12 protein-coding genes are annotated in these 12,300 nt (G+C 42.2%); 6 read left to right on the plus strand and 6 right to left on the minus strand.

Translation table 11 applies throughout. From position 1 onward, the window contains the following. Positions 1–169: 169 nt before the first annotated feature. Positions 170–1,903, plus strand: a complete 1,734-nt coding sequence (locus JXL83_07265) for a C69 family dipeptidase (GenBank protein MBN2363915.1) — start codon at positions 170–172, stop codon at positions 1,901–1,903. A gap of 33 nt (positions 1,904–1,936) precedes the next feature. Here JXL83_07265 and JXL83_07270 read toward each other — a convergent pair whose 3' ends face one another. The 6 genes from JXL83_07270 to JXL83_07295 form a co-directional block, all read right to left on the minus strand. Then, positions 1,937–2,302 (minus strand): VOC family protein, encoded by a 366-nt coding sequence (locus JXL83_07270; GenBank protein MBN2363916.1) that lies wholly within the window; start codon positions 2,300–2,302, stop codon positions 1,937–1,939. Between the two features lie 52 nt (positions 2,303–2,354). After that, positions 2,355–2,672, minus strand: a complete 318-nt coding sequence (locus JXL83_07275) for a hypothetical protein (protein MBN2363917.1) — start codon at positions 2,670–2,672, stop codon at positions 2,355–2,357. Further along, complete coding sequence (locus JXL83_07280) at positions 2,669–3,346, minus strand: hypothetical protein (GenBank protein MBN2363918.1); 678 nt, start codon at positions 3,344–3,346, stop codon at positions 2,669–2,671. Before JXL83_07280 ends, JXL83_07275 begins: the two co-directional genes overlap by 4 nt. Before the next feature lie 66 nt (positions 3,347–3,412). Beyond that, positions 3,413–4,186, minus strand: a complete 774-nt coding sequence (locus JXL83_07285) for a sugar phosphate isomerase/epimerase (GenBank protein MBN2363919.1) — start codon at positions 4,184–4,186, stop codon at positions 3,413–3,415. Positions 4,187–4,270: 84 nt separating this feature from the next. Next, positions 4,271–7,138, minus strand: coding sequence for a M20/M25/M40 family metallo-hydrolase (locus JXL83_07290; protein MBN2363920.1), 2,868 nt, complete (start codon positions 7,136–7,138; stop codon positions 4,271–4,273). A 51-nt stretch (positions 7,139–7,189) separates the two neighbouring features. Next, the gene (locus JXL83_07295) at positions 7,190–7,672 is read right to left on the minus strand and encodes a hypothetical protein (protein ID MBN2363921.1); all 483 of its coding nucleotides are present in this window, start codon (positions 7,670–7,672) and stop codon (positions 7,190–7,192) included. Between the two features lie 570 nt (positions 7,673–8,242). Here JXL83_07295 and JXL83_07300 point away from each other — a divergent pair. The 5 genes from JXL83_07300 to JXL83_07320 all read left to right on the plus strand — a co-directional run bounded on the left by JXL83_07300 (position 8,243) and on the right by JXL83_07320 (position 12,296). Continuing rightward, positions 8,243–8,521 carry a type II toxin-antitoxin system Phd/YefM family antitoxin gene (locus tag JXL83_07300; protein MBN2363922.1) on the plus strand — a complete coding sequence of 93 codons (279 nt, stop codon included), beginning with the start codon at positions 8,243–8,245 and terminating at the stop codon, positions 8,519–8,521. Positions 8,522–8,529: 8 nt separating this feature from the next. After that, positions 8,530–8,868, plus strand: a complete 339-nt coding sequence (locus JXL83_07305) for a type II toxin-antitoxin system RelE/ParE family toxin (GenBank protein ID MBN2363923.1) — start codon at positions 8,530–8,532, stop codon at positions 8,866–8,868. A 304-nt stretch (positions 8,869–9,172) separates the two neighbouring features. Further along, on the plus strand, positions 9,173–9,787 hold the full coding sequence (locus JXL83_07310) for a class I SAM-dependent methyltransferase (GenBank protein MBN2363924.1): 615 nt from the start codon (positions 9,173–9,175) through the stop codon (positions 9,785–9,787). Positions 9,788–9,936: 149 nt separating this feature from the next. Beyond that, positions 9,937–10,893, plus strand: coding sequence for an exo-alpha-sialidase (locus JXL83_07315; GenBank protein ID MBN2363925.1), 957 nt, complete (start codon positions 9,937–9,939; stop codon positions 10,891–10,893). Positions 10,894–11,045: 152 nt separating this feature from the next. Next, the gene (locus JXL83_07320; protein MBN2363926.1) at positions 11,046–12,296 is read left to right on the plus strand and encodes a cation:proton antiporter; all 1,251 of its coding nucleotides are present in this window, start codon (positions 11,046–11,048) and stop codon (positions 12,294–12,296) included. Positions 12,297–12,300 lie beyond the last annotated feature (4 nt).

The raw sequence follows: 12,300 nt of genomic DNA on the forward strand, positions 1-12,300 counted from the left end.
TATTTTTTGAATACAAAAAAACCGTAACCACGAGTTGACGCGAAGGGACGCGAAAAAGAATACAAACGACGAATACGAAGTTTGGGAAAGACAAAAAAGATTGTGAAATCAACAATTCCGATGCAATAATAAATAACATAGATTCACAGCTTTTTAATGGGAGGAATATATGAAAATGCTCTTTTCAGGATTTCTGTCAGTGTTGATTTTACTTTACGCCCAATCATTGTTCTCCTGCACGACAATACTTGTGACTTCTGGAGCTTCCAATGACGGTTCCGTTTTAGTCACTCATTCAGACGACAACGAGTTATGCGACGAGAGAATAATCTACGTTCCCGCAATGGATCACCCCCAGGGTTCGTGGAGAATGATTTATCCCACGGCCGTAGCACTCGGCGAAATTCCAGAATACAACTGCTTTCTGGAACCTCGCCTTGTGTGTTCTGAACGCGGACCCGGATACGACACTCCAGAATATCCAGTGACTATACCTCTTGATTCGATACCAGAGGCCGGTCACACTTACGCATATTTCGACGGAAGCTACGGAATAATCAACGAGCATCAGCTAATGATAGGCGAGTGCACTAACGGCGCAAAAATACAGCTGAACTGCGAGAGGGGAAAAAGAATATTCTATTCGAGCGAACTTTCGAGAATAGCCCTCGAAAGGTGCAGGACGGCAAGGGAAGCCGTCGAACTTATAGGATACATGATAGAAAAATACGGCTACTACGGTACTGGCGAAACGCTTCTGCTGGGTGATCCGAACGAGGGTTGGGTCATGGAAATGTGCTGCGGCACACCCGACAGTTCGGGCGGATTGTGGGTTGCAAGAAGAGTTCCCGACGGGGAATTGTTCGTCGCCGCAAATGAATTCAGGATCAGAGACATTGTACCGGGAGACCCGGACATTCTTTACTGTGAAAATCTTTTTGAAACCGCACAGGACATGGGTTGGTGGAAACCTGAATCAGGCACACTGGACTGGCTTAAAACCGTCAGTCTCGGGGAATATAATCACCCCTATTACTCTCTCAGAAGAGTTTGGCGGGTTCAGAGTCTTGCCGCGCCAGAACTGAATCTCTCTCCGTGGGTGGAGGACGGCTGCACCAGGTATTATCCTTTTTCATTAAAACCGGATCATCCTCTTTCGCTCCTTGAAGTGATGAACCTTCACAGGGATTGTTATGAGGGGACCGAATTCGACATGACCAAAGGTACAGCAGCAGGCCCTTTCGGTTTTCCTTACCGCTACTACGGTCCTTACGACGGTCAGGGTGACGTCGGTGATCCCACGAGAGTTCTTGAAGGTGCATGGGAACGCACTCTTTCGGTCAGCTACTGCGGCTTCGTCTACGTAAACCAAGCCCGTAAATGGCTTCCCGACGCCGTCGGCGGAATTTGCTGGATGGGTCTGGATCGGCCCTCAGAGACTTGTTTCATCCCATTCTTCGTCGGTATAAGCGATCTTCCTCCTTCCGTGCAAAACTGCAACACCGCCGAGTTTTCGGATCAAAGCGCGTGGTGGGCATTCAACACGGTCTCAAATTGCACTTCGATAAAATACTCTTATATGATAGAAGACATCAAAATACTCAGGGACAGCATTGAAACAGCGGAAATCCAACTGGTATCTTCGATTGATTCACTGATCTTAAAAAACAGTGAATCAGGCGAAATCACGGAAAAAGCCGAAGTTTTTCTGACCGAACAATGTTTCGAAAATACAGAAACAGTCGTAGATAGATGGTGGAAACTGCTGGCGTATATGATAGTTCGCTACGACGACGGATATATAAACACCGAAGGACACATGGCTCAGGAAGTAGGATATCCGCAGTGGTGGTTGGATCAGGCAGGATGGAAAGACGGCCCGACGACTTACGAAAAAAAGTGAAAGGTTAAGATTTATTTTTCTGAATAAATAAAATCAGGGTTTTCCAGAAATTTCCAAAAGATTCCCGTCGGGGTCCTCGAACTTGAAAAGAGCAAAATCGGGCGCGAATTCCTGATATTTTTCGACGATTTTTACTCCTTCTGTTTTTAAAAATTCATGACACTCTCTGACGCTGTCGACCGAGAAGCTCGGAGAAAACTCGGCGTATTCTCTAGACTGTTCTGGCTTCTTTCTTCTTCCGGGTTCAGCGTATATAGTCACTTTCCCAGACTTGAAAAGAACTCCCGGCGGCATCTCCCCCCCGTCCTCGAACCCGAGTATCTCCTTGTAGAACTTTTTGGCTGTTTCGATGTCTGAAACATACAACGTCAAAACGTTCAGATCATTCACTTTCTGCATTAACTGCCTCCCGTTTTTTTGTGTATTTCATACATTATTTTTACGTCTAAAATCAAACAATAGCCATAAATACGAGTAACGCGTGAAGGTAAAAAGATCCGGCCAGAAGTGCAGGTACACAGCACAACAGAATCATAAGAAGGTCAACGATTTTGTTTTCTTTTATCAGCAGAAGATACGAACCGTAATTTCCGAGAAAAAGGCTCACAGACGATGAAAACAGAAGGAGAGAAAGAGAGAGAAAGCGATTCAAGGAATGAGGGACAAATCCCTGATCGGAGTATATCGCCCATGACAAAACGTATATCAAAAACGGCGGGATGATCTGAAATAACAGCGCCGACAATGGAACTAAATAGGTTTTTCTCATTTGATTCTGCCGTCACTCTCAAGGACCGCTTCGGATTGCACCCACGCTTTTTCAGCGTCGAATCTTCCGCCGGTCGCAAACTCAAGCCTTTCGAGAAACGTTTTCATCTTTTCGTTGGACTCACGAACCGCCTCCTTAAGTGTCTGTCCCCTTGCCCATCGCCTGAGAAAGTAAAAATAAAAAACGGGTGATTTGCTCTCTCCAGGGTGACCTATGTATGCCTCCGCTCCAAGATCAAGCCATACAGGAGCCTGGTAAATATCGTTGCAACCTGTGTTGTAGATCATTCTGAGATTTCCTGTCAAATTCGAATCTATGTCCCACATCCAGTAGACGAAATCATTGTCGTGGGCGAGTATAAAAATGTCGACTTCGTGGTATTTTTTCAGACTCTCAACCAGCGCCGACAGAAATTCCTGTTTCTTGTCACCGGGAAAGGACTGCGTCAAATATGTGACCGAACCGTAATACCTTTCCAGGTAGAGAATTGTAAAATTCTCCGTTCCCCATTTCTGGAACGGTGTCACGTCGTCCCGGATTGCCATTGCGGCACGGTGTTCTTTTCCTTCGGGAACTGAAAGTCCAAAAAATACTTTGTCCGTCACAGCGACAACGGACAGATAAGAAATGATTGAAAGAACAACGCAGATAGTTATGGCCAAAGACTTTTTCATCCTATTAAAGCCCGGCTGTTGTTTTGACGCGAGAGATTATTAAAGCGTCATAAATTAAATCACGATTTATGAACAGTTCAACAATCCCCTTTCCTTTAAAAACAAAACAGAAGGTTCAATTTCATTCAAAAGAGTTTCTATTGTCCAAAAAGCTGTCGGTGAATATTTATCCAAAAGTTCCAAAACTTTTTCGACGTCTATTTTTCCTTTCCCGAGTCTCCAGTGATCGTCTAAAACTCCATCGTTGCTGTTCAAGTGAACGTATTTGATCCTTTCTCCCAGCCCTTTTATCCATTCTTCGTGCGATTTAGTGGAGTTCGCGCTGACGTGGCCTATGTCGAGACATGCGGAAAGTATCTCTCTTTTATATATTTCGTTCGTTTTATCTATTAATTCGGCAATGGCGGAAAAATCATCCTCGAAGACATTTTCAAGATGAATCGCCAATCCTTCAGTTTTATCTCCGAGAAAATCTGACCAAAAATCCAGTGAATTCTTAATCCAAATATCCCTGGGATAAGTTTTGGGTATGTATCCTGTGTGCAGGACCATGTGCTGAACTTCAAGGCGGGATGCGATATCGTAGGCTTCCTGAAAACGGCTTCTCGCCGCTTCACGGACTTTTTTATCCCTGCTCGATGGTATCATTTCGCAAAAAGGTCCGTGAAATCCCCTCACAGTTACAGACTTGATTTTTTCAAAAATAACGTCTGCTTCCGAGCTTTTTTCATCTAAGTTCTCAGGCCATGCGTATTCCTGAATTTCGATACCCGTGTCGTATTTTTTAACCAGGGGTAAAACTTCATCGATCTCTCCCCAGTCTGCAATTATAAGTTTCATATAATGTCTTTCACCTTTATCTATTATAATTTCAGATTATTTCTCTCGTTCTGAATCCGGCGCCTCCGGTTTATGTCTGCATTCTCATTCAGTCAATGTTATCTTGATAGAAACGTTTTCATCTCCCGCGGACAATCTGCAAAAATATGCTCCAGGTGCAATTATTCTGTCTTTTAAGTCTGTCTTATTCCATTCTGCTTCGTAACACCCTGAAGTAAAATCACGGTTTAGAAGTACTTTGACAAGTCTTCCCGAGGAGTCATATATCTTCATTGACACCCGGCAATCTCGAGGTATGTCGAAGGAAAACAGAACATTATTAGTAAAAATAAAAGCGGATGCGCTTAGAACGATATCTGAGGGAACCGGTGAAAAGACCGGATTTTCTTCAACAAAAACCACTTCTCCGAATAATGTCATTACCCTCTGCGCTGCTGCTCTTGCTTGCCCTGAGTTCATGAAATACAGAGGAAATCCGAAAATCACCGATTTACCTTGGCCTGCCATCCTTAACACTGCGCAGACTCCTCCTTCAAAGGGACTCATGTTGTTTGATAAATCAATGTTATAAACATTTATTCCTCCGACATAACTATATGACTCGACGTATCTCAGACAATTCCCCCAGGCTTGATAAGGTATTTTTGACTCGTCCACCAGCAAATCAGGAAAGCTGAAATTTCCAACGACACCCTGCAGAGAGTCCTCTGGTCCCGACAGATCGGCTGTGTCCACTCGCATGTAATCGCGGACGATATTGCCCATGGGAATGACGATGGGGTATTCCGTCAAACCGCTAAAGTCTGAGGCGGTCTTCCATCCTATCGCCCAGAGATTTCCGCCTCCTTGAAGATAACGAAATAATTGTTCAGAGGTTTCATCAGCGTAAAACGAATCCAGGTCTTCCGAGTGCCAGACCACCGTTGAATATGGAGCCAGGTCTGCGAACAAAGGACCTTCTCCGATCGCCGAATAGTCGAATTCCGTTATCCTGTATCCCTGAAGAATTCCTCTGTAAAACTCATCGACGGTGCTGTCTGTGGGGAATCCTGATCCGCCGTAATGGGTTTCGTCAACTATCAGTATTCCCTGATCGAGAGTCAGGGGTCTTCCGTAAGCAATAGCACTAAGCGGACCTGCGTTTCCTTGCAGGTCGTATGCTTTGACTGCGTAGTAATACCTATTCTCCCCCTGAAGAAATGAATCCGTGAAACATGTGTCGGTTAGAATTGTTACGTTTATGCTGTCCAAAAGAGTGTCCTGGTTGACGCCTCTGAAAACTCTGTAGCCGGACAAATCAATTTCAAGATTCGGCCGCCATGATATTTGTATACAATCTTTTATTGGAAGAGCCGTTACATTTTGCGGTGCAAGCGGGGTGCTGTTCGAAACGAAATTTATCTCGTCGGCGCAGTAGCTCTCCCTTCCTGTGTTGTCCAGAGCCGTCACAGCGAGAAAGTACTCGATTCCGGGAGAAAGACCTAGTAAAGTGTCTGAAGTTATACCTGCTCCTGTAATTACAAAAGCGTCCTGATAGGATATGCTCGAATCTCCAATGTATATTTTGTAGCCATCCACGTCCATTTCCGGGGATTTGTCCCACTGTACTACTACACTGCTGTCGGATCCGGTCACGAGGACTGCGACATTCTCAACTTTAGCAGGATAGACGCTCAGCACAGCCAGTACCGAGACGCCGCTTTTGATTATCGTCGTATAAAGTGTCGAGTCAAGAGTGGACAAAAGATCCGTAGTGCTGTGATAATTAGGATTGAATTGCGTCTGATTGGCTTCCATCATTCCTATTGATGAGTAACCTCGTGATGCGAACGAAATCCAGTCTGAGCCTCCCATTGGTGGAACTTCGAAATTGATTAGGGAAGGAACATACATTGAAGATACATCCGAATACAAGTTTGACAGCCATTCAGATGTTTTATCCATACTTTGTATATAATTGTCCAGATATTCGTCGTCTCTGAATCCAATCATGTCGTAGTTTAGAACAGCAGCTATATCCGCCGATTCGCTGTAAGCGTTTCCCGCGTAGTGATAGCTCCCAAGACACCCGTCCTCCTCAGCCGCCCACGCTATGAATTTAAGAGTGTAATCGCTGTTTATTCCCGCAAAAATCCTCGCAGCTTCGAGAGCGGCGGCCGTACCTGAGGCGTTGTCGTCCGCACCCGGAGCGAAAGTTGCGGTATTTGATGTCGCATCGAAGTGCCCGCATATTATCATCTGCTTCTCAGGAGCCTGACTCCCGGGAAAAGTTGCCACAACATTCCTCTCAGCTGCTGCTTTCACTTCATAAAAAGAGTCGAATTCAGTTTGATAACCCCATCCTTCGAATCTTTCTTTGAGCCACTGAGAAGCGGCGTATGAACTGTCGGTAAAACTGAATCTGCAGTAAAAATCCTGCAGACGTTGTATGTATGAAGTAATCGAATCGGAATTAACTTCGTCAACCAGCGACTGAACGTACGGTTCCCACTCGATATTGTTCATGTAAACAGTATTTATTAAAAGCCTTTCCCAGAATCTGACAGGTATCTGTTCGCGGTTAAAAAGCCTGTTTGGAATTCTGAGAACCGAGAGATAGTCATCACCCTTTGAAGTGATGTCAGTTATCGCGAGAACACTGTCCGTGTAAACAATCTTCACGCCCGACAGATCCGAAATCCATTGCGGAGACACGAGCGAGTATATTTTATTTGACGGATTCTCATCCACAACAAAATAGACAAAACCCGAAGTTTTTATCTTTTCAACAGTGATCACGTCGGTGATTAAAAAAGCCCTGTCTCCGACGAATTCATTTGCAGTCAACCCAAGTTCAATCCATTTCTGTAGGGTTTTCTGATCGGAAAGTTCTACAGAAATCAAAAAGTCGTCTGAAAAAGCCGTACAAAAAAAACCGAACGTCAAAAATAACACATTCAAAACGATTTTCATGAATTCTCTTTTCACTTATGATTGTATCTCATAAACCATTTTAATTTCATTTTACACCATCTGCAATTCTTTAAGCAAATCCGCAAGGACTCTCAATCTTTCGCTTAAAATTTCGTCGTCTTTGTGCAGGCAGTCGTCGAAGAGTTTTATGTCATCTTCTATTTGCTCGTTTTCAGTGCAGACGGAAAAATTCATCGCACCGCCCTGAAGACCGATTCTGTCCAGGAGAGGATATTTCGGAAAATCCTTTTCATTTTTCATATACCTGTCCCTGAAAAACACTTTCGCTCTGCAGATGAGAATCGCAAGGTCTATCACTCTGTGAAAAGGTAGCTCTTCGGACTGACGCGACCATTTTTTTCCCGTGTGTCTCCAAATTTTTGCCGATATATCGACTTTTCCCCTGTCGTTCCACTGGGCTAAACCCAATGAAAGTCCTTTTGCTTCACTCCTGTATGCAGATCTTCCGTCAATTTTGTCGTAATCCTCTGAAACTATCACCGGTTTGTGCTTTAAATCTGTCGGTATTTTCATTCTATCTCCTCATTATTACTAATTTAGTTATATACTAAATTAGTAAAATATTTTTGTCAATCGAATTAAATAACGCTCCAATCCGGACATTTCAAAATTGACAATATGCAATTACTGATTTTAAATATTCAAAACCTTTCAGAAGGAAAAATGTCTTACAAAAGTTCTGAGACACTTAATTTCACAAACAGAATTAGTCAAATAAATTCCTAATAAATTTTCGGCCCAGAACAGCTAACCGGTTCAAAACCAAGTATGTAACGCCTGGTGCACGGCAATTAAAATGATTTTTACAAGTTTGATGACGGATTCATTGGAAACCTACATCAGAAGAAAACGACGTATTCCAAGACAGGGACAGGGTTACAGGCGAACTAAAATGGACCGGCACCAGGGTCGATCTTGTTTTTGGATCGAATTCCCAGCCTCGCGCCATCTCAGAAGTCTATGCCTGTGAATATTCCCGGGAAAAGTTAGTGCGCGATTTTGTGTCAGCATGGACAATATAATCATTGACGACGAAGACCATATAAAGTATTATATTCAGACCATACTTGTCAAGAGGAGCTTATGAAGATTAAAGAGGACATAAGATCAATATCGTATGTTAAAGCGCATGCCGCCGATATATTAAACCAGGTCAGTAAAACACGCCGCCCTGTTTATGTAACTCAAAATGGTGAAGCCAAAGCCGTTTTGCTGGATTCAGACAGTTTTGAAAACATGAAAAATACTTTAGGCTTATTAAAACTCATTTCACAGGGTGAAAGAGACATTCGTATTGGAAAAATAATAGATCAGGATGAAGTTTTTGCTATGATTGAGAATAAATTTAAGAATAGTCAATAGTAATATATATGCCAAAATCAGTTTATTCTGTTTATTGGTCAGAAATTGCATATAAAGATTTGGACGGTATTATTGATTACATTTCCAATGATAGTATTGATATTGCAATAAAGATTTTACATCGAATAAAAGAAAAAGCCGAAAGTTTAAAAAATTTCCCCGAACGCGGACGAGTTGTCCCGGAATTAAAATTTCATCATATAGAAAATTATCGTGAAATTATTGTTTCTCCATGGAGAATTATTTACAGAATAGAAAATGACAGCGTTTATATTATTGCTGTTTTTGACGGCAGAAGAAATTTTGAAGACATTTTGATGGAAAGATTATTATTATTTAAACCTTAATCCGATACGCTGGACATGAATTTGTTCTTTGTTTGACAGACATTGCTCTGAGTTTTACAATAATAAAAACCTTTTCTGAAGGGAAAATGTCTATGTCTGTCTTTGCGACATACAATTTCGCAGAAGAAATTAATTATGGAAATATTCAAAAAATAACCAGTATAAAAAAACAAAGAATATTATATTCGTATTTCGAAAAAAATATCACTGTCCTGAATACTATCTCTTCCGGTTATAGGTATGATTTCGAGAAATACCAAACAAATTATTGCTTTGATTTGTAAGTTCGAAAGAAAACAGGCTTATGATAATTGATAAAAGTTTGAATCATTACGGGAAGATATATCATCTCTTTATTGATCCTTTATTAAATGAAGCGAGATCCAACATTGTTGGTTTAATACCTGAAAATTCATCTGTTTTTGATGCCGGTTGCGGGACCGGAAGATTGTCTTTGATGCTGAAAAAAAAGAAAAATTGCAGAGTCGTAGGAGCCGACTTGTCCTTGCAAATGATAAACTTTGCGAAAAAATTGAACGTTTACAGCGACGTTGAATTCTTGCATATGGATCTTGAAAACATTACTGTATTCGGTGAAAATCATTTTGACTATTCAATTATGTGTCAGGTGATCCATGAACTAAGGCCAGATAAGCAGATGAATGTTCTCAATGAAATAAAACGAATTAGCAGAAAAACAATTATTCTCGATTCAAACACTCCTTTACCTAAGAATTTAGTCGGTTTTGTAATACGCATGATCGACGCGACTATTGGAAGAGATCATTATTATAATTTCAAATCATATATTTCCACAGACGGGATTATCGGAATTTTGGATAGAGCGGGACTTGCATCCCGAATCACCCAGAGAATAGTTTTTAAAAGCAATTGCCAGCAAATTGTCGTCTTGTCTTAACACAGAACGAACAACCGCAGACAAAGAAAGGACCGACGATTGATTCAGCCAATAACCTTTAAGGTATAATTAATGAACACTATTGCCATGGTCAACAAGCATATAAACAAAGCAATAGAGTAAAATTAATAATCAGGAGTTGAAATAATATGAAAAACAATATTTTTACGACGCTTTTATTCGTTGTTTTATTATCACAATTAAGCGGTTCTGATAGAATTGATTTGGAACATTCTCCTTCTGAAACGGAAATTTTCGCCGAAGGAATCGTGTCGACCAATTTGTATGAAAGAGATATCGCCATTTCACCCGGGGGCGATGAAATAATTTTTACTTTGTGTGACTATAAAAGGTCAAAAATGTGCTTGGTGAGGATAATGAAGACAGGCGATGTATGGAGTAATAGAGAGATATTGAGTTTTTCAGGTCAATACTCCGACATCGAACCTTGCTTTTCTATGGATGGCAACAAACTGTATTTTGTCTCGAACAGACCGATGGGTTCCGACTCAACAAGGACGGATTTTAATATTTGGTTTTCTGAAAGAAATGAATCAACTTGGACTGAACCGGAACCTCTACCGCCTGTTATCAACACTGAAAATGACGAGTTCTATCCGTCTTTGGCCGGAAACGGCAACTTGTATTTCACCTCCACCAGGGAAAACGGAATCTGCAGTGAAGACATTTTTGTCAGCAGATGTGTTGACGGCATGTATTTAGAGCCTGAACCATTGGATACAAGTATCAATACACCGATCTATGAATTTAATGCCTGCATAGTCCCTGATGAAGATATAATAATATTCACTTCATTCGGCAGAGATGATGAAATCGGCGGAGGAGATCTTTATTACAGCATAAAAGATGAAACAGGAAATTGGAGACATGCTGTAAACATGGGGGATATTGTCAATTCCGAGTATCTGGATTATTGCCCTTTTATCTATATCCCCCGGGGAAACTTCTATTATACCAGCGAAAGATTTGTTCCAATAGATAAAAAATTGGAAAGTGTATCTGCACTATATGAATTAGCAAACTCAGTCCTCAACGGCATGGGTAATATTTATGTAATTCGCTTTGACACGATTGAACTTCAATAATCCGCTACGAAAATAGCGCATATTAAGTACCTTTACTAAAAAATTTTATTCTCTTGATTAATCTTTAGGGCTGTTTTATATTTCATTCATTATGCGTTCAGCTTCCAGCAAAATAAAATCATCGATCCCGGTTCTCACCCGGTGATTCTACAATGAACCTGGTTTTCCAGGATCTGCTTGCTCTCAAAACACTTCTGAGCAACCACCCCATGTTCGCCGCAGGTATTCTTTTAATTGCCGGATATCTTCTGGGAAGACTCGCCGCCAAAATATCACTGCCGGAAATCACCGGATATATAATCGCGGGTCTTCTTGTCAGCGATGCTGTCACCGGCCTTTATCCCCGTAGTATGGGACACTCGTTCCGGTTTGCCACGGAAATTGCGCTCGGACTGATAGCTCTTACCATCGGAGGCGAGTTCTCCCTTGTAAAACTGCGCCGGTTGGGTCGAAATGTGGTTGTAATTACCGTTGTTCAGATATTGTCGACATTCATAATCGTGACCGTTGCCCTTCTTCTTTTCAAGATGCAGTTGCCCTACGCCCTACTCCTCGGCGCCATTGCCACTGCTACTGCGCCGGCTGCGACTGTCGCCATTGTGCAAGCTCTGCGAGCTCACGGGTTGTTCGTTGATTACCTCTACGGTGTTGTCGCACTCGACGACGCCGGTTGCGTCATTTTGTTCGGCACAATTTTCGCTTTCGCTTCGACTCTCCTCGCTCCGTCAGGCGGCATGGGAAGTTTGGCAATGGTTTTCGAAGCAATCGGTGAAGTACTGTTCTCCGTGCTGATTGGACTACTGAGTTCACTGATCATTCATTACGGAACACGAAGAAAGAAAAAAACCAACGAAATTATGATTATTTCAATAGGAGTCATTTTTCTTTCAACGGCGCTTTCAATTGTCCTTCATCTCTCACCCTTACTGACGAACATGGCGGCGGGATGTCTTCTGATCAATATGTCAGCGCGAAATCATAGAATCTTCAGAATTCTTGAACCACTTACCCCTCCCTTGTACGCTCTGTTTTTTGTCATCGCCGGAACTGAACTTCAACCGCATATTTTGCTCAAGTCAGGCACATTTCTTTTCGGTGCGATTTATATTTTAGCCCGCGCGGTCGGAAAGTACGGAGGAGTATATCTTGGATCATCTCTGATAAAAGCACCGTCGAGCATACGTAATTATCTCGGATTGTCCATGCTTCCCCAGGCCGGCGTTGCGATAGGCCTCGTACTTCTTATTCAGGCGTCACCTCTCATGAGCCACGTGGGAGAACACCAGCAACAGTTCATTTTAAGCATGATCAACATAGTTCTGCTGTCGGTGTTCGTGAATGAACTAATAGGTCCGCCGCTTTCGAAACTCGCGGTAATCAAGGGCAACGAAATGGAGGAATAATGGA

Source organism: candidate division WOR-3 bacterium, assembly GCA_016934535.1.
Classification (GTDB): domain Bacteria; phylum SDB-A; class SDB-A; order SDB-A; family SDB-A; genus JAFGIG01.

Excerpts from the sequence above, each read along its gene's own strand:
- JXL83_07275 (MBN2363917.1), bottom strand. The coding sequence starts at position 2,672 with ATGAGAAAAACCTATTTAGTTCCATTGTCGGCGCTGTTATTTCAGATC.
- JXL83_07290 (MBN2363920.1), bottom strand. The coding sequence starts at position 7,138 with ATGAAAATCGTTTTGAATGTGTTATTTTTGACGTTCGGTTTTTTTTGT.
- JXL83_07300 (MBN2363922.1), top strand. The coding sequence starts at position 8,243 with ATGAAGATTAAAGAGGACATAAGATCAATATCGTATGTTAAAGCGCAT.
- JXL83_07320 (MBN2363926.1), top strand. The coding sequence starts at position 11,046 with ATGAACCTGGTTTTCCAGGATCTGCTTGCTCTCAAAACACTTCTGAGC.
- JXL83_07305 (MBN2363923.1), top strand. The coding sequence starts at position 8,530 with ATGCCAAAATCAGTTTATTCTGTTTATTGGTCAGAAATTGCATATAAA.
- JXL83_07270 (MBN2363916.1), bottom strand. The coding sequence starts at position 2,302 with ATGCAGAAAGTGAATGATCTGAACGTTTTGACGTTGTATGTTTCAGAC.
- JXL83_07295 (MBN2363921.1), bottom strand. The coding sequence starts at position 7,672 with ATGAAAATACCGACAGATTTAAAGCACAAACCGGTGATAGTTTCAGAG.
- JXL83_07265 (MBN2363915.1), top strand. The coding sequence starts at position 170 with ATGAAAATGCTCTTTTCAGGATTTCTGTCAGTGTTGATTTTACTTTAC.
- JXL83_07285 (MBN2363919.1), bottom strand. The coding sequence starts at position 4,186 with ATGAAACTTATAATTGCAGACTGGGGAGAGATCGATGAAGTTTTACCC.
- JXL83_07310 (MBN2363924.1), top strand. The coding sequence starts at position 9,173 with ATGATAATTGATAAAAGTTTGAATCATTACGGGAAGATATATCATCTC.
- JXL83_07315 (MBN2363925.1), top strand. The coding sequence starts at position 9,937 with ATGAAAAACAATATTTTTACGACGCTTTTATTCGTTGTTTTATTATCA.
- JXL83_07280 (MBN2363918.1), bottom strand. The coding sequence starts at position 3,346 with ATGAAAAAGTCTTTGGCCATAACTATCTGCGTTGTTCTTTCAATCATT.